Genomic DNA, 15,583 nt, shown 5'->3' with positions numbered 1-15,583 from the left:
GCTATCTTTCTGACGCAAAATTTTTGCAACTCAGCTGGCAAGCTTCAAACCGTGGGCCAACCACCAGACGTAAGCCTGGTGGGCCAGTTCGTCAACGCTGTGGCTGGACGCGTCCAGAGCCAGGGTCAGGGGCTCACCGACAGGGGATTCAAGGGTGGCGAACTGGCTGTCGATCAGGGTCGACGGCATGAAATGGCCGGGCCGGTGGGAAACACGGTCGGCGGCCACCTCGGGCGTCAGTTCCAGAAATACGAAGCCCAGGCCAGGCAAGGCACTGCGCAGACGGTCGCGATAACTGTGCTTGAGGGCCGAGCAGGTCAGCACCGGGCGCTCGCCCGTGGCGTCGACACGGCGCAACTCGTCGCACAGGCTGTCGAGCCAGCCGGCACGGTCGTCGTCGTTCAGAGGAATACCGGCGCTCATCTTCTGGATGTTGGCCGCGGGGTGGAAGGTGTCGCCTTCGATGGCGGTGGCGCCGCTCAATTGGCACAGGGCCTGGCTGACGCACGTTTTGCCGCAACCGGCAACGCCCATGATGACCAGGGCGGTGATGGGATTGTTCATGTAACACCTCAGCGCGCAGACAGCGCTACCTTTGCCAGTTATGACACCGCAGCAAAAGCAGAAGTTGCCGACGCCTTCTTGTCATTTTTGTGGTTGCAGCATTTTTCGTCCACGACCCCAACGGATGGGATTCAGGCAAACCCCACTCGCGCATTTGCAGCCGCGTCGAGACAGCGCTACCTTAGTGCCTTGATTTTTGTTTGGCAAGCCACCTGATGACCGTCCCCAAGAACGATAAGAATACCCGCACCACCGGTCGCCCTACGCTCAACGAAGTCGCACGCCTGGCCGGTGTCAGTCCCATCACCGCTTCCCGGGCCTTGCGCGGCGTCAGCACCGTGGCCACTGACCTGGTGGAAAAAGTCCGACAGGCGGCACAGACACTCAACTATGTCGTCAATCCCGCCGCCCGCGCCCTGGCTTCGGCCCAGAGCCATTCGGTGGTGGTGTTGGTGCCGTCGCTGTCCAACCTGTTGTTCATCGATACCCTGGAAGCCATTCATCGTGTCTTGAGGCCCAAGGGCTTCGAAGTGGTGATCGGCAACTATCACTACTCCCGGGACGAAGAAGAAGACCTGCTGCGCAACTACATGGCCTATCAGCCTCGTGGCCTGCTGCTGACCGGCTTCGACCGCACCGAGAGCGCCCGCCGCATGATCGAGGCCAGCAACATTCCCTGTGTCTACATGATGGAACTGGACCCCGGGGCAGGCCTCAACTGCGTCGGCTTTTCCCAGATCAAGGCCGGCGAGACGGCGGCCGGGCACCTGATCTCCCGCGGTCGCAAGCGCCTGGCCTACATCGGCGCGCAACTGGACCAGCGCACCTTGTTGCGTGGCGAAGGCTTCCGCCGGGCCCTGCAGCAGGCCGGGCTGTACGACCCGGACCTGGAGCTGCTGACGCCGCGCCCGTCATCGGTGGGCCTGGGCGGCGAATTGTTCCTGCAACTGCTGGCCAGCCACCCGGATGTCGACGCGATCTTCTTCGGCAACGACGACCTCGCCCATGGCGCCCTGTTCGAAGCCTTGCGCTGTGGCATCAGGATTCCCGAACAGATCTCGGTCCTCGGTTTCAACGACCTGCCCGCCTCGGCCCACATGGTACCGCGCCTGAGCAGCATCAACACGCCGCGGGAAGCCATCGGCCGCCGTGCCGCCGAGCAGATGCTGACGTTGATGGCCGGCAACCGCATTGCCCAACCCGTGGTGGACCTGGGCTTCGAACTCAAGATTCGCGAAAGTACCTGACCCCGTCTCGTGACGCAGAGGCGGTCGATCCCTGCCGGCCAACGGCAAGGGTTGGCCGCTTCGCTTCGCCTGGTACCCCTACATCCCTTGAAACCTGAGGCTCCGAGCGGTCGGCATGGGAATTGCTCCTGCCCATCGCTCAGTCATTACCTACAGGTATCCATCATGTTGGTCAGTGCCAAACAGCAAGCGATGATTCTGCCGCTCAAGCGCCCGGGCGAGGATCCGACCGCCGACGCCGCCAGTGGCCTGCAAAGCGCCGCGCTACAGGCGTTGCGCGATAACGTCCAGGCCCAGGCCAGCCAGGGCAATGCCCAGGTCCAGGAGTCCATCACCCGACAGGCCACGCGGCAGGTCAATGCCGCCACCGCCATCAGCGACAAGGTCGACGAGGCGTTCGCCAAGACCCGCGTGCAGTTGCAGACCGTCGCCTCCCAGGATGCCCCGGCACGCCAGACCGAGAGCGCGGCACTGAAGGATTTCAAGGACTACATGAGCAAGACGCCCGAAGAGCGTCTGCGTGACGCCATTCTCGCGGAGATGGGCATCAGCGAAGAAGAATACGAGGCGATGCCACCCGAGAAACAACTGGCGGTCGGTCAGGAAATTGCCCAGCGCATGCAGGACAAGGCCGCGATGTCGCAGTTGGAAAAGGCCCAGGAGCAGCGAAACACCGGCGATAAGGATCCGGCCGCGACACTCCTCGCGTCGCTCTGAGCCTGCCGGCGACCAGCAGATGAGGCGCCGGGGTTAGCCTAATACCAGTCAGTTAAGGATCAATCGACGCAAACCTGTGGGAGCAAAGCTTGCTCGCGATTGCGGTAAATCAATCACCAACAATGCTGACGGGTCTGTCGCTATCGCGAGCAAGCTTTGCTCCCACAGGTTTATCGAAACGTGTTCCTTTATAATCTGCCCCCCTCACCGCCGCCACGACGTTGCCATGTCCGAAATCCGCTATGCGCTGCTCGATGAACCGCTGTGGCCGCTGATGAACAAGTTCTACCGCGCCCATCAGTCCTCGATGAAAGCCGTGCGTGACGCGCAGCTGTGGGTGGCGAGACAGGATGACATCGTCGCCGCCCTCTGCCTGCGATCGGTGTCGGGTGGACACTGGTTGACGGGGTTGTTTGTCGATCCGGCACACCGTGGCAAAGGTGTCGCGGCGGGGTTGATCGCCGAAGCGGTGAAAGCCGTGGAGGCACCGGTGTGGCTGTTCTGCCACCCGGAACTGCGCGGGTTCTACGAGCGACACGGCTTCACTTTCGATCCCGCCCTGCCCTACGCGATGGCCGAACGGCTGAGCCGGTATGCCCGGAGCAAGCCGATGATTGCGATGGGATTGGCGCCGGCAACGCGGTCCTGATGCCTATCATCGGCCCTGTGGGAGCGAGCCTGCTCGCGAAGGCGGCAGGATATTCAACAACGATGCAAGCTGACCCACCGCTATCGCGAGCAGGCTCGCTCCCACAGGTGGCGAAGGTGAATATCAGTCGTCGGCCGTCGGGTCCAGATCCGGAAACATCACTTCGGTAAACCCGAACTTGCTGAAGTCGGTGATCCGAGACGGGTACAAGCGCCCGATCAGGTGATCGCATTCATGCTGCACCACCCGCGCATGGAAGCCCGAGGCTGTCCGCACGATCGGCTCACCCTTGGGGTCGAAACCTTCGTAACGGATGTGCTGGTAACGATCCACCGCGCCACGCAGGCCGGGCACCGACAGGCAACCTTCGAAGCCTTCTTCCATCAACGGGCTCAGCGGCGTGATCAGCGGGTTGATCAGGATGGTCTGGGGCACGGCCTCCGCATCGGGATAACGCTCGCTGTGATCGAAGCCGAAAATCACCAGTTGCAGGTCCACGCCGATCTGCGGCGCCGCCAGGCCGACGCCACCGACGCTTTCCATGGTCTGGAACATGTCGTCGATCAATTGCCACAGCTCCGGGCTGTCGAACATCTGCGACGGAACCGGTGGGGCGATACGCAGTAGGCGCGCATCGCCCATCTTGAGAATTTCTCGAATCATGGTCGGGCTTCGCCTGCGTTCGGATCGCTGTCCGGCTTGATGGAGTGGTCGCGCGCCAGCCCCGAGACATGCTGTTTCCAGTGCTCGTCCGGCACCTTCTCACCACGGTCCTTGCCTTCGGCGGACATATGTTCGATCACCGCGTTCATCTCCGCGCCCAGCAACAGCACCGCCGCCGAGATATAGAAGTACAGCAGCAACACGATGATCGCGCCGATACTGCCATACATGGCGTTGTAGTTGGCGAAAGTCTTGACGTAAAAAGCGAAGCCCAGGGAGGCGATGATCCAGACCACCACGGCCAGCACCGAGCCCGGGGTGATGAAGCGAAACTCCTGCTTCACGTCGGGCATCACGTAGTAGATCAGCGCCACCGCCACCATCAACAGGATCACGATCACCGGCCAGCGCACGATCGTCCAGAGCGTGACGATGAATTCCTCCAGCCCGACCTGGGCCGCAATCCACTCCATCACCTGCGGTCCGAGGACCATCAGCGCCGCCGCGATGAGCAACATGCCGGCGATGCCGACCGTGTAGAAAATCGACAGCGGAAAGCGCTTCCAGGCCGGACGCCCCTCGACCACATCATAGGCGGCATTCATCGCGCTCATCATCAGCCGCACCCCGGCCGAGGCCGTCCACAACGCAACCACAATACCCACCGACAGCAACCCGCCCTTGGATTGCTGGAGCTGGTCGATCACCGGGTTGACCTGCTCCAGTGCCTGGGGCGGCAACACCAGCTCGGACTGCAGGCGCAGCCACGAGAAGAAATCCGGCAGATGCAGGAAGCCGATCAGCGCGATCAGGAAGAGGATGAAGGGGAACAGGGAAAACAGCATCTGGTAGGCCAGTGCCGAGGCGTAGGTGGACATCTCGTCGTCGAGAAATTCGGTCACCGTACGCACCATCACACGATGCAAAGGCAAGCCTTTCATGTCCGGAAATATCATGAGCGTCTCCTTTCGCCGCAAAAAAGGGGTCGCGTGGCGACTCAAGGGGCGTTTTTTACCTCAAAGTAGCCTGTTTGGCGAATTTGGGACAATCTCATCCCGACGCAGAATTGACCCATGCCCCACAGAGCAAGTTTCATTCTTCGCACCGGCGGGGCTTTATGTTTGCCCGGCAACCGTCGAGAATGCCCCACGTATTCAGGCTGCGGCCCGAAGCTTTAATCCCGTAGGAACGTTATGAAACTCGATAAGAAGCAGGCCATCGCCCGCAGAAACCAGGAACTGGGCGGCGCCGTCCTGGGCGTCAACAACTGCCATTTCAGCGAATTGAACCGCAACCGCAACATCTTCTGGTTCAACATCCCGGTGACCCGCCTGGCTGTCGGCCAATACGAATGGATTCATCTGCTGCTGCACACCCCGGCCACCGACGAGTTGCTGCACCTGAAAGTGCCGACCGTGTTCCTGCGGGAAAAACTGGAAGGCCTGGAAGTGCGTAACCAGGGCAAGCGCAAGGCCGCCTTGAGCCTGGAACTGAGCGCCGATAAGGATTCGTACCTGCAGGACATGCGACCGGGGGGCACCAACCTGGATTTTGCGCAGTTCAGGTTGTAACCCTGCTCACAACCGCCACAGCCTTTGTGGCGAGGGGATTTATCCCCGCTGGGCTGCGAAGCAGACCCAAAAAAAAGCGAGGGCCGCTTCGCGCCCCAGCGGGGATAAATCCCCTCGCCACAAAGCCGGCGTCGCTTCAGGTTGCCACCCAACAAAAAGCCCCGCTTCGGCGGGGCTTTTGTTTACACGCAATACTACTTCTTCAAGCCCAACTTCCTCAGCTCTTCATCCCGCAACTCACGCCGCAGGATCTTGCCCACGTTGGTGGTCGGCAACGCATCGCGGAACTCGACGGCCTTGGGCACTTTGTAGCCAGTAACGTTGGCGCGCATATGCTCCATCACCTGTTCCTTGGTCAGCGTGGCGCCTGGCCGGACGACGATGAAGATCTTGATCGCCTCGCCGGATTTCTCGTCCGGCACACCGATAGCGGCGCATTGCAGCACGCCCGGCAAGGTTGCCAGCACATCTTCCAGTTCGTTGGGGTACACGTTGAAGCCGGAGATCAGGATCATGTCTTTCTTGCGATCGACGATGCGCATGTAGCCGTCCGGCTGGATTACCGCGATATCACCGGTCTTGAGCCAGCCCTCGCTGTCGAGGACTTCGTCGGTGGCCTCCTGGCGCTGCCAGTAGCCCTTCATCACCTGCGGACCTTTCACACACAACTCGCCGACTTCGCCCAGAGGCAGTTCGACGCCAGCATCATTGATGACTTTGCACAGCGTCGACGGCACCGGAATGCCGATGGTGCCGACCTGGATGTTCTGAATCGGGTTGACCGTGGCCACCGGGCTGGTTTCAGTCATGCCATAGCCTTCGCAGATCGGGCAGCCGGTGACCGCTTTCCAGCGCTCGGCCGCGGCCAGTTGCAGTGCCATGCCGCCGGACAGGGTGACTTTCAGCGCGGAGAAATCCAGCTTGCGGAAACCCTCGTTGTTGCACAGCGCCACGAACAGGGTATTGAGGCCGACGAAACCGCTGAACTTCCACTTCGACAGTTCCTTGACCATCGCCGGAAGGTCGCGCGGGTTGCTGATCAGGATGTTGTGGTTGCCGATCAGCATCATCGCCATGCAATGGAAGGTGAAGGCGTAGATGTGGTAAAGCGGCAGCGGCGTGATCAGCACTTCGCAACCTTCATTGAGGTTGGAGCCCATCAGCGCCTTGCACTGCAGCATGTTCGCCACCAGGTTGCGATGGCTCAGCATCGCGCCCTTGGCCACGCCGGTGGTGCCACCGGTGTACTGCAACACAGCCACCTCATCGCTGCCCGGGTTGGCTTCGGTCACGGGCCGGCCATGACCCTTGCTCAGCACGTCGTTGAACTTGACGGCCTTGGGCAGGTGATAGGCCGGGACCATCTTCTTGACGTACTTGATCACGCTGTTGATCAGCAGTCGCTTGAGCGGCGGCAACAGGTCGGCCACCTCGGTGACGATGACGTGCTTGACGCCGGTCTTCGGCACCACGGTCTCGGCCAGGTGTGCCATGTTCGCCAGGCACACCAGCGCCTTGGCGCCGGAGTCGTTGAACTGGTGCTCCATCTCCCGCGCGGTGTACAGCGGGTTGGTATTGACCACGATGAAACCGGCACGGATCGCCCCGAACACTGCCACCGGGTATTGCAGAACGTTGGGCAATTGCACGGCGATTCGATCGCCCGGCTGCAAATCGGTATGCTGTTGCAGATACGCGGCAAAGGCCCCGGACAATTCGTACAGTTCACCGTAGGTGATCGTCTTGCCGAGGTTGCTGAATGCCGGCTTGTCGGCGAAGCGTTGGCAGGACTGCTTCAACACCGCCTGAATATTCGGATACTCGTCTGGATTGATGTCGGCAGCAATCCCAGCTGGGTACTTATCCTTCCAAAAGTCTTCGAACATGGAAGCCCACTCCTCAGCAACGCGAATTCTCACCGCATTTGATGCGATTATTATTGGTGTGTTTGTTGGTGAATCTGGCTTGGATGAAGGCCGAGAAGTCACAAAAGCGCGCCGAGAGTAGCAGCTTTGCCAAAGGTCGACTAGAGCCAAAAGTGGCCGGCATGGTCACTAATCAGACTCAAGAATATGCAATGGTCACTTTTAGAGTAAAAATTCTACGAACTTGTAGGAACGCTCTGAAGCCGGCCCTCTTTTCTGTTTAAACCCAAAACCAATGTGGGAGCGAGCCTGCTCGCGATAGCGGTGTGTCAGCCAATATTCCTGTGGCTGATCTACCGCTATCGCGAGCAGGCTCGCTCCCACAAAGGTTTGTACTCGATCTACATCAAGCGATATCGCGCAGCTCCCTGCGCAGGATCTTGCCCACCGGCGTCATCGGCAGCGAATCCCGCAACACGATGTGCTTGGGAATCTTGTAGCCGGTGAAGTTCTCCTTGCAGTAGGCCTTGAGTTCTTCGAGGCTGACGCCCGTCTCCCGCGCCACCACGAACAGCTTCACCGCCTCCCCCGAACGCTCGTCCGGCACGCCGATCACCGCGCAATTGGCGACCTTCGGGTGGGCCATTACCACGTCTTCGATTTCGTTGGGGTACACGTTGAAACCCGAGACGATGATCATGTCCTTCTTGCGGTCGACGATCCGCACGAAACCGTCCGGGTCGATCACCGCGATGTCACCAGACTTGAACCAGCCTTCGCTGTCCAGCACCTCGGCGGTGGCTTCGGGCTTGTTCCAGTAGCCTTTCATGATCTGCGGCCCCTTGATGCACAGCTCGCCGCGCTCGCCCAGGGGCTGTTCGGTCCCGTCGTCGCTGATCACTTTCATCAGCGTGCCCGGCACTGGCATCCCCACCGTACCCAGCCGGGATTTACCACCATAGGGATTGGCACTCGCCACCGGCGAGGTTTCGGTCAGGCCATACCCTTCGGTAATGCCACAACCGGTGATCTGTTGCCAGCGCTCGGCGGTGGCCTTGATCAACGCGGTGCCGCCGGAATTGGTGACCTTGAGGTTGGAAAAATCCAGGGTCTTGAAATCCGGATGGTCCATCAGCGCCACGAACAGCGTGTTGAGCCCCAGCAATAACGAGAAACGCCAGTTCTTCAGCTCCTTGATGAAACCGGCAATGTCCCGCGGATTGGTGATCAGCACGTTGTGGTTGCCGGTCACCATCATGCACATGCAGTTCGCCGTGAAGGCGTAGATATGGTACAGCGGCAGCGGCGCGATCATGACCTCCTGGCCTTCGCGCAGCAGCGGCTGGCCGTCATCGCTGAGCTGTCCCAGGCAAGCCCGGGCCTGCTGCATGTTGGCCACCAGATTGCCATGGGTCAGCATCGCGCCCTTCGCCAACCCGGTGGTGCCGCCGGTGTATTGCAGCACCGCGATGTCATCGAGGCTGACCTTCAATGGCTTGATGGCCTGGCCACGCCCCAGGCGCAAGGCGCTCTTGAAGGAAATGGCCTGTGGCAGCGAATACGCCGGGACCATCTTCTTGACCTTGTTCACCACGGTGTTGACCAGCCAGCCCTTGGCGGTGGGCATCAGGTCGCCCATTTTCGCTTCGATCAGATACTGCAGGTCCGTGTCGGGCAGCACTTCCTGGACCTTGCTGCCGAACAGGTTCATGTACACCAGCGCCCGGGCACCGGAATCCTTGAACTGGTGGCGCATTTCCCGCGGGGTGTACAGCGGGTTGGTGTTGACCACGATCAACCCGGCGCGCAAGGCACCGAACACGGCAATCGGATATTGCAGGACATTGGGCATCTGCACCGCGATACGGTCACCGGGAACCAGATCGGTATGGGTTTGCAGGTAACCGGCAAAGGCTGCGCTGTAGCGCTCGAGCTCGGCATACGTGAGGGTCACGCCCATGTTGCTGAACGCCGGGCGGTCGGCGAATTTCTTGCAGGAACGCTCGAACACCTCGATGACCGACTTATAGGCCCCCAGGTCGACATCCAGGGGCACGCCGGCCGGGCGTTTGTCATTCCAGAAATCAGGCTGCATTGTTTTTATCCTCTTTACCTGAACCTATCCCGGGGCCGCTTCCGTACTGCTCGCGGAAGCGGTGCTCTTGGGACACTAGCAGCTCTGGCCGATCAGGCAAATACGGCAATTTGTGTCATAGATTGTGTGAATCTTGCCGCCTACGTGTGGCCTGATCAGGCGAGACGCAACGGATGCGCTATACAATGGAGCAACATCGCGCATGCGCCCATGTAAAGGATCGTCATGATTCATCAAACGTTCTGGCTGACCGCAACCGATCACAGCCGCCTGTTCGTCAATCAGTGGCTGCCCGAAACCGCGCCCGGGGCAGTGATCATGCTGGCTCACGGCATGGCCGAACACAGCGGCCGCTATGAGCGCCTGGCTCAGGCCCTGTGCGACGAAGGCTACGGTGTCTACGCGCCGGACTTGCGCGGCCATGGCAAGACCGGCGAAGGGGCGATCCTGGGCCATTATGCTGACGAAGATGGCTGGGCCAAGGTGGTCGGCGACCTGGCCAGCCTCAACCATCACATCGGCCAGCAGCATCCCGACATGCCAATCGTGCTGCTGGGCCACAGCATGGGCAGCTACATCGCCCAGGCGTACCTGCTGCATCACAGCGCGAGCCTGCATGGGGCGATTCTCAGCGGGTCCAATTTCCAGCCCGTGGCGCTGTATCGCGTCGCACGCCTGATCGCCCGTTTCGAACGCTGGCGCCAGGGTGCTACCGGGCGCAGCGCCTTGATCGAGTGGCTGTCGTTCGGCAGTTTCAATCAGAAACTCAAACCGACCCGCACGCCCTTCGACTGGCTCAGCCGCGACCCGGCCGAGGTGGACAAGTACATCCACGACCCACTGTGCGGCTTTCGCTGTAGCAATCAGCTGTGGGTCGACCTGCTCGGCGGCTTGCAGCAAATCAGCAAAGCGTCCAATCTCGCCCAGATCGATCCGGACCTGCCGTTGCTGGTCATTGGCGGTGAATGTGATCCGGTAAGCGACGGCAAGCGTCTCAAGGATCTGGCCGACGCCCTGCGCGCCGCCGGCAGCCAGCACCTGCAGTTGACGATTTATCCACAGGCCCGGCACGAACTGTTCAACGAAACCAACCGCGATGAAGTGACGGCCGATGTGCTGGCCTGGATCGCCCAGGCCCTGAACCACAAGCGCCCGCCACGCAGCGAATAGCTTTCCAGCGTTTTTTCCATTACCCGCCATAGGATCGGAAACAGATGACCCAGGTTACCAACACACCTTACGAAGCCCTCGAAGTCGGCCAGACCGCCAGCTATAGCAAATCCGTCGAAGAGCGTGATATCCAGCTGTTCGCCGCCATGTCGGGCGATCACAACCCGGTGCACCTGGACGCCGAATTCGCCGCGGCGAGCATGTTCAAGGAGCGCATCGCCCATGGCATGTTCAGCGGTGCGCTGATCAGCGCGGCGGTAGCGTGCGAGTTGCCTGGGCCTGGGACCATCTACATCGGCCAGCAGATGAGCTTCCAGAAACCGGTGAAGATCGGCGACACCTTGACCGTGCGCCTGGAGATCCTGGAAAAACTGCCAAAATTTCGCGTGCGCATCGCCACCCGCGTGTTCAACCAGCGCGATGAACTGGTGGTGGACGGCGAGGCCGAGATCCTCGCGCCGCGCAAGCAGCAGACGGTGACCTTGCCGACGTTGCCGGCGATCAGCATCGGCTGACCGGCCCTATCTCTGGGGTGGCATCTACCTGTGGCGAGGGGATTTATCCCCGCTGGGCTGCGCAGCAGCCCTAGAACCTGTCACCTCGGTGTGCCAGACGGATTGAGTTGGCTGTTTTGGGGCCGCTGCGCAGCCCAACGGGGATAAATCCCCTCGCCACAATGATCTCAGGGTCAGCGTTATCGATCTTGCTCCTGCACCTGCACACTCGCCGTCATCCCCGCACTCAGGTTCACCCCTTCGGGTACCTTGTCCAGCTTGATCCGCACCGGAATCCGCTGGGCCAGGCGCACCCAATTGAAGGTCGGTTCCACTTCCGCCAGCAACTGCGCGTCCGGGTTGGTGTTGCGGTCGGTAATGCCGCGGCTGACGCTTTCGACGTGCCCTTCCAACGCATGACCGGCGCTCATCAGCCAGACCTTGACCGGATCGCCCACGCGGATCCTCGGCAGTTTGGTCTCTTCGAAATAGGCCTGCACATAGAACGTCGAATCGTCGATCAGCGCCATGACCGGCTGCCCGGCGTTGACGTAGTTGCCTTCGGCCAGCCGCAGGTTGGTGATGTGACCGCTACGAGGCGCCAGCACCTGGCTGCGAGCCAGGTTGAGCTCGGCGACCTTGGCCTCGGCTTGGGCTTCGCGCAGTTCGCCCCGGGCGATGCCGGCGTTGATCTGGGCATTTTCCCGCAGCTCGGCGCTGATGGCCTGGGGCCCCAGGGCGGCACGGCGACTGGCTTCGTGCTCGCGCAGACTCAGTTGCTGCTGACGGGTCTGGACCACCGCCCTGGCCTTCTCCACGGCCGCTTCGAAGCGCTCGCGGTCGATGCTCAGCAATAGATCGCCGGCCTTGACCTGCTGGTTATCCACCGCCTTGAGCTCACGCACCCAACCCGACACATCGGGAGCGACCACCACTACGTCGGCTCGAATCCGCGCATCGCGGGTCCAGGGCGTGAGCATGTAGTACTGCCACAGGTGAAACCCGGCGAAAATCGCCAATGCCACTACGCCGAGCGTAATGGCGACACGTACGGAGGTACGCATGTTCAACTCCTTATAACGGCCCGAGGACCAGGGTAATCACTGTCAGGACACAGACATACAGGGCACAGTCGAACAAGGCTTCGTGCCAGATCCAACGGCCGGCCGGCACCAGGCTGAGCAACAGGCGCAGTGCACCGGTCACCAGCAAGGCCAGCACCACATAAATCAGGAACGGGCTGAGCAACACCCCGCCAATCGACCATTCACGCAAGCCCATGGCTGTGCTCCCCTCGTTCCGGTTCGTGCTGGCGGCACCAGGCGCGCCAGCTGTTCTGCAATTGCACCACCGCGCCCTGGGCCAACTTCAACGCATCGCCGGGGGGCTGTGTCGACAGCACCTTCAGGAACTCGGCACTGGCCGGGGCCAACGCATCAGCCTGCTCACCGGACGGACCCTGTTCGAGCACCTGCTCCAGCGCTTCGAAATAACGGCGCTGCGCCCGGCTGTCGGACACCCGGGCGACGGCCAGGCTCAGGCGCAGGTGCAGCAGCTCGTCGCCGATATCCAGGCCGAGCAAGCCATCATCCCAACGGCTGCGCGCCGGGACCGGCAACTCGGGGTAATGCCGCGCCAGTTGCAACAGCCGGTCGGCCATGCGCCCGCCGAACCAGCTCTCGGCGCCGCTCAGGTTGCGCCGGGTCAGGCGTACCAGGTCGTCCAGGGTCGCGGCCAGCAGGCGACGGCCGTGCCAGGCCGGGTCGCGCAGAATCAGCAGATTGAATGCCAATACCGCCGCCCCCACACCGATCATCATCGCCTGAGCGTTATTGAAGAACGCCGCCACGTCGTACTTCATGGCGTTGAGCGGTGATATCAGCACCACAAAATGCAGACAGAACGACGTGGCCGTGGCAAAGATCGGCGGCTTGGCCATGCCCAGCGCACCGAAGAACAGCGGAACGCCCATGGCCATGCAGAGCATGGCGAAGCTGCTCCACTGCGGCAGCAGGATCTCGCCGATCACGAATGCGGTCGGCACGGCCAGCAGAATGCCCCGCAGGAAACTCATGCCGATCTGCGCGCCGTTTTCGCGACTGGCAAACAAGCTGCACACCACACACGTCAACACCAGCGCACCCGACGCGGCGGGCCAGGCCGTTGCCAGCCAGAAGCAGGAGACCGCCAGAAAGGCCAGGGCACTGCGGGCGCCGAATACCATGGCCAGGGACACGTCGCGATGGGGCGTCAAGGTGCGCGGCGGATCCGACGCCTCCCTGCCCTCCCGCACCGCAGCCAGCGCCGCGCAGGCGGCCAGGGCGGTGTCGAGCAACAAGGCGAAACGCGCCAGGCAGTAACTTTGCGCCGAGCTGATCGAGGGATCGTGAGAGGCGTCCAGTACCCGCGGTCGCAAGGCTTGCAGCGTTGCTGTGTCGGCATCGAGGGCTTGCTGAACCTCGTTCATCCAGGGTTGCAGGGCCTCGGCTTCTGTGGGTTCGAGTTGTTTCCATTGCCGACGCACCGAACGGGCAATGCGCAGCAGCATCAGCAATTTCTGGCTCAAGCCGCTGATGGCCCGGGCGCGCTGGCGACCCAGGCTACCCTCGAACCAGGCATGTTCGCGCTGGGCATCCACCGCGACGATCCGGCCAAGAATCTCCAGCAAGCCCTTGCGCGCCTGGGCGTCGCCCGCCAGAGTCGCGCGGGCCGCCAGCATGCCGCTCTGCCAGGCGGCATGGGCCTGGCCCGCCAACTGTCGCTCGACCCGCAACGGCCAGAGCAAGGCACTGGCGGCCGTGGCGCAGAAAATGCCCAGGCTGATCTCGGTGCAGCGCGCCACCGCCTGATCGAACACCCCCAGCGGGTGGGAAACGGCCGGCAAGGCGATGATCGCCACCGTGTACCCGGCCAACACGAAGGAATAGGACCAGGCACTTCGCAGCAGCGTCGAACAGGCCGTGCACAGCCCCAGCCACAAGGCCAGCGCCAACAGGAACAACCACGGTGTCTGAGCGAACAGCCCCATGAAGACCACCGACATGACGGTACCCACCAGCGTGCCGAGCAACCGCGCCAGCCCCTTTTGCACCACCATCCCGGACAGCGGCTGCGCCACGATGAACGCGGTCATCAACGCCCACGACGGCTGCTCCAGCCCCCAGCGCAATGCCAGCCACAACGCCAGTCCACCACCGAGCACGGTCTTGATGGCGAATTGCACAGCGAGGCGGTCGGGGGCGAACATGGCCTGGAGGGTAATGGGCACGCAGGAAACTCTTTCTGGGGTTGCAGTAACGATAGTTGCAATGAAGGGTGATGGGGCAAGCGCAATTATTAGCTAGCTACCTATTTGAGTCCAGAGCTGATTAGGCCTGGATTCGACAAGACACTTTTTCTGAAAACGCTGAAACACACGAGTTAGTAGAGAATTCTTGTGGCGAGGGGATTTATCCCCGCTGGGGCGCGGAGCGGCCCTCGCTGTTTTGGGCCTGCTGCGCAGCCCAGCGGGGCGGTGCGACGTTTCGCTAAATCCCCTCGCCACAAACAATCCTCCTTGCCCCAAAATGTGCTTGCCGATAAATTGCCATAAAAAAACGCCAGACAAGCTGGCGTTTTCTAGATCAAGCACATGTATCAGCTGGCGCGTGCCTGGTTACGCAGCGCCTTGACCTGATCATGGTTGCGTTGCACGCCATGGTACTGGCGTTCAACCAGATCACGGATGCCGACCAGATTGTGCTTGGTGATCTTCTCCATGGCTTCCTTGTAGGCCTTCAGCGCATGGTCTTCGCCACGCTCGGCCTCGTTGAGCACCGCTTCCTCGTCCTTGCCGGTGAACATGGACTTCACATCCACCCAACGACGGTGCAGGTCACCGGAAACACTGGTGGAAGTTTCCGGGTCACCGCCCAACGAGCGAACGGCGGCCTGCAGTTCGGATGCAGCGGTGGCACAATCGGCGGAACGCTGTACGAACAGGGCCTTGAGTTGCGGATGCTTGATGTCTTCGGCGCAGGTCTTGAAGCCTTCCTGACCATCCTTGCTGGTCTGGATCAGGTCATTCAGGACGGCGATGGCTTCTTTGTTCATATCGGTCATTTTTCAATTCCTTTGCTGGTGAATAAAAAACCTGCAAGGAATATTGCATCGGGCATGCCAGCTCCGACCGACGAGAATTAATCTTAAAAATCAACAAGTTAATTAAACAGACAAAATCTGTATCCGCGTTATTTGCATGATCTGTCATTTGGCCTGCATGCAGAATGCCTGTATTTTCAAACCTGTTTGATCCAAGACATTTGCCATGAACCCGGAAACCCTCGAACTGCTGATCACGCGCCAGATGCCCTTCGGTAAATACAAAGGCCGAATCCTTGCCGACCTGCCCGGTCAATACCTGAACTGGTTCGCCCGCGAAGGTTTTCCCCACGGTGAGTTGGGCGGTTTGCTGGCGTTGATGCAGGAGATCGACCACAACGGTCTGTCAGACCTGCTCGACCCGTTGCGCGTCAAGCACGGCAAACCCAAGCCCCGTCCCTGATTAGG

At 61.1% G+C, this 15,583-nt stretch carries 16 protein-coding genes; 7 read left to right on the top strand and 9 right to left on the bottom strand.

Annotation, left to right across the window (positions count from 1 at the left end):
* Positions 1-30: 30 nt before the first annotated feature.
* Positions 31-564: a gluconokinase gene (locus LOY35_RS06845; RefSeq protein ID WP_258631631.1), complete on the bottom strand. Its 534-nt coding sequence runs from the start codon at positions 562-564 to the stop codon at positions 31-33.
* Between the two features lie 215 nt (positions 565-779).
* Here LOY35_RS06845 and LOY35_RS06840 point away from each other — a divergent pair, with 215 nt between their 5' ends.
* From LOY35_RS06840 to LOY35_RS06830, 3 genes are all read left to right on the top strand, one after another.
* The gene (locus LOY35_RS06840; RefSeq protein ID WP_258631630.1) at positions 780-1,811 is read left to right on the top strand and encodes a LacI family DNA-binding transcriptional regulator; all 1,032 of its coding nucleotides are present in this window, start codon (positions 780-782) and stop codon (positions 1,809-1,811) included.
* 165 nt (positions 1,812-1,976) lie between these two features.
* A complete protein-coding gene (locus LOY35_RS06835) occupies positions 1,977-2,528 on the top strand; it encodes a hypothetical protein (protein WP_258631629.1) in 552 nt (183 codons plus the stop codon).
* Positions 2,529-2,754: 226 nt separating this feature from the next.
* Positions 2,755-3,177 (top strand): GNAT family N-acetyltransferase, encoded by a 423-nt coding sequence (locus LOY35_RS06830; protein WP_258631628.1) that lies wholly within the window; start codon positions 2,755-2,757, stop codon positions 3,175-3,177.
* Between the two features lie 123 nt (positions 3,178-3,300).
* Here LOY35_RS06830 and def read toward each other — a convergent pair whose 3' ends face one another.
* Both def and LOY35_RS06820 read right to left on the bottom strand, forming a co-directional pair.
* On the bottom strand, positions 3,301-3,840 hold the full coding sequence (def, locus tag LOY35_RS06825) for a peptide deformylase (RefSeq protein WP_258631627.1): 540 nt from the start codon (positions 3,838-3,840) through the stop codon (positions 3,301-3,303).
* Positions 3,837-4,796, bottom strand: coding sequence for a YihY/virulence factor BrkB family protein (locus LOY35_RS06820; RefSeq protein ID WP_258631626.1), 960 nt, complete (start codon positions 4,794-4,796; stop codon positions 3,837-3,839). The genes def and LOY35_RS06820 overlap by 4 nt, the downstream gene beginning before the upstream one ends.
* A gap of 237 nt (positions 4,797-5,033) precedes the next feature.
* Here LOY35_RS06820 and LOY35_RS06815 point away from each other — a divergent pair, with 237 nt between their 5' ends.
* Positions 5,034-5,411 carry a hypothetical protein gene (locus LOY35_RS06815; RefSeq protein WP_041023856.1) on the top strand — a complete coding sequence of 126 codons (378 nt, stop codon included), beginning with the start codon at positions 5,034-5,036 and terminating at the stop codon, positions 5,409-5,411.
* A gap of 194 nt (positions 5,412-5,605) precedes the next feature.
* Here the strand turns inward: LOY35_RS06815 and fadD1 are convergent, their stop codons facing one another.
* Positions 5,606-7,297, bottom strand: a complete 1,692-nt coding sequence (gene fadD1 / locus LOY35_RS06810; protein WP_258631625.1) for a long-chain-fatty-acid--CoA ligase FadD1 — start codon at positions 7,295-7,297, stop codon at positions 5,606-5,608.
* 385 nt (positions 7,298-7,682) lie between these two features.
* A complete protein-coding gene (gene fadD2 / locus LOY35_RS06805; protein WP_258631624.1) occupies positions 7,683-9,371 on the bottom strand; it encodes a long-chain-fatty-acid--CoA ligase FadD2 in 1,689 nt (562 codons plus the stop codon).
* 225 nt (positions 9,372-9,596) lie between these two features.
* On the opposite strand from fadD2, the gene LOY35_RS06800 reads away from it, so the two are divergent.
* Both LOY35_RS06800 and LOY35_RS06795 read left to right on the top strand, forming a co-directional pair.
* Entirely contained in the window at positions 9,597-10,541 is a 945-nt protein-coding gene (locus LOY35_RS06800) for an alpha/beta hydrolase (RefSeq protein WP_258631622.1), read from the top strand.
* A 44-nt stretch (positions 10,542-10,585) separates the two neighbouring features.
* On the top strand, positions 10,586-11,056 hold the full coding sequence (locus tag LOY35_RS06795; RefSeq protein ID WP_041023860.1) for a MaoC family dehydratase: 471 nt from the start codon (positions 10,586-10,588) through the stop codon (positions 11,054-11,056).
* A gap of 179 nt (positions 11,057-11,235) precedes the next feature.
* Here the strand turns inward: LOY35_RS06795 and LOY35_RS06790 are convergent, their stop codons facing one another.
* The 4 genes from LOY35_RS06790 to LOY35_RS06775 all read right to left on the bottom strand — a co-directional run bounded on the left by LOY35_RS06790 (position 11,236) and on the right by LOY35_RS06775 (position 15,136).
* A complete protein-coding gene (locus LOY35_RS06790) occupies positions 11,236-12,099 on the bottom strand; it encodes an HlyD family secretion protein (protein ID WP_258631620.1) in 864 nt (287 codons plus the stop codon).
* Between the two features lie 10 nt (positions 12,100-12,109).
* Complete coding sequence (locus tag LOY35_RS06785; protein WP_024781186.1) at positions 12,110-12,316, bottom strand: DUF1656 domain-containing protein; 207 nt, start codon at positions 12,314-12,316, stop codon at positions 12,110-12,112.
* Positions 12,303-14,303 carry an FUSC family protein gene (locus tag LOY35_RS06780; protein WP_258631619.1) on the bottom strand — a complete coding sequence of 667 codons (2,001 nt, stop codon included), beginning with the start codon at positions 14,301-14,303 and terminating at the stop codon, positions 12,303-12,305. The genes LOY35_RS06785 and LOY35_RS06780 overlap by 14 nt, the downstream gene beginning before the upstream one ends.
* 368 nt (positions 14,304-14,671) lie before the next feature.
* Entirely contained in the window at positions 14,672-15,136 is a 465-nt protein-coding gene (locus tag LOY35_RS06775) for a PA2169 family four-helix-bundle protein (protein WP_258631618.1), read from the bottom strand.
* A gap of 205 nt (positions 15,137-15,341) precedes the next feature.
* Here LOY35_RS06775 and LOY35_RS06770 point away from each other — a divergent pair, with 205 nt between their 5' ends.
* A complete protein-coding gene (locus LOY35_RS06770) occupies positions 15,342-15,578 on the top strand; it encodes a DUF3820 family protein (RefSeq protein WP_258631617.1) in 237 nt (78 codons plus the stop codon).
* Positions 15,579-15,583: the final 5 nt, after the last annotated feature.

Source organism: Pseudomonas sp. B21-028, assembly GCF_024749045.1.
In the GTDB taxonomy this organism is placed as follows: domain Bacteria; phylum Pseudomonadota; class Gammaproteobacteria; order Pseudomonadales; family Pseudomonadaceae; genus Aquipseudomonas.
The sequence above is the reverse complement of the archived record's forward strand: the minus strand, read 5'-3'. Positions and strand labels throughout refer to the sequence as shown.

Bases quoted from the DNA above. Each gene is read 5' to 3' on its own strand.
- LOY35_RS06845 (WP_258631631.1), bottom strand. From the start codon at position 564: ATGAACAATCCCATCACCGCCCTGGTCATCATGGGCGTTGCCGGTTGC.
- LOY35_RS06840 (WP_258631630.1), top strand. From the start codon at position 780: ATGACCGTCCCCAAGAACGATAAGAATACCCGCACCACCGGTCGCCCT.
- LOY35_RS06835 (WP_258631629.1), top strand. From the start codon at position 1,977: ATGTTGGTCAGTGCCAAACAGCAAGCGATGATTCTGCCGCTCAAGCGC.
- LOY35_RS06830 (WP_258631628.1), top strand. From the start codon at position 2,755: ATGTCCGAAATCCGCTATGCGCTGCTCGATGAACCGCTGTGGCCGCTG.
- def (WP_258631627.1), bottom strand. From the start codon at position 3,840: ATGATTCGAGAAATTCTCAAGATGGGCGATGCGCGCCTACTGCGTATC.
- LOY35_RS06820 (WP_258631626.1), bottom strand. From the start codon at position 4,796: ATGATATTTCCGGACATGAAAGGCTTGCCTTTGCATCGTGTGATGGTG.
- LOY35_RS06815 (WP_041023856.1), top strand. From the start codon at position 5,034: ATGAAACTCGATAAGAAGCAGGCCATCGCCCGCAGAAACCAGGAACTG.
- fadD1 (WP_258631625.1), bottom strand. From the start codon at position 7,297: ATGTTCGAAGACTTTTGGAAGGATAAGTACCCAGCTGGGATTGCTGCC.
- fadD2 (WP_258631624.1), bottom strand. From the start codon at position 9,371: ATGCAGCCTGATTTCTGGAATGACAAACGCCCGGCCGGCGTGCCCCTG.
- LOY35_RS06800 (WP_258631622.1), top strand. From the start codon at position 9,597: ATGATTCATCAAACGTTCTGGCTGACCGCAACCGATCACAGCCGCCTG.
- LOY35_RS06795 (WP_041023860.1), top strand. From the start codon at position 10,586: ATGACCCAGGTTACCAACACACCTTACGAAGCCCTCGAAGTCGGCCAG.
- LOY35_RS06790 (WP_258631620.1), bottom strand. From the start codon at position 12,099: ATGCGTACCTCCGTACGTGTCGCCATTACGCTCGGCGTAGTGGCATTG.
- LOY35_RS06785 (WP_024781186.1), bottom strand. From the start codon at position 12,316: ATGGGCTTGCGTGAATGGTCGATTGGCGGGGTGTTGCTCAGCCCGTTC.
- LOY35_RS06775 (WP_258631618.1), bottom strand. From the start codon at position 15,136: ATGACCGATATGAACAAAGAAGCCATCGCCGTCCTGAATGACCTGATC.
- LOY35_RS06770 (WP_258631617.1), top strand. From the start codon at position 15,342: ATGAACCCGGAAACCCTCGAACTGCTGATCACGCGCCAGATGCCCTTC.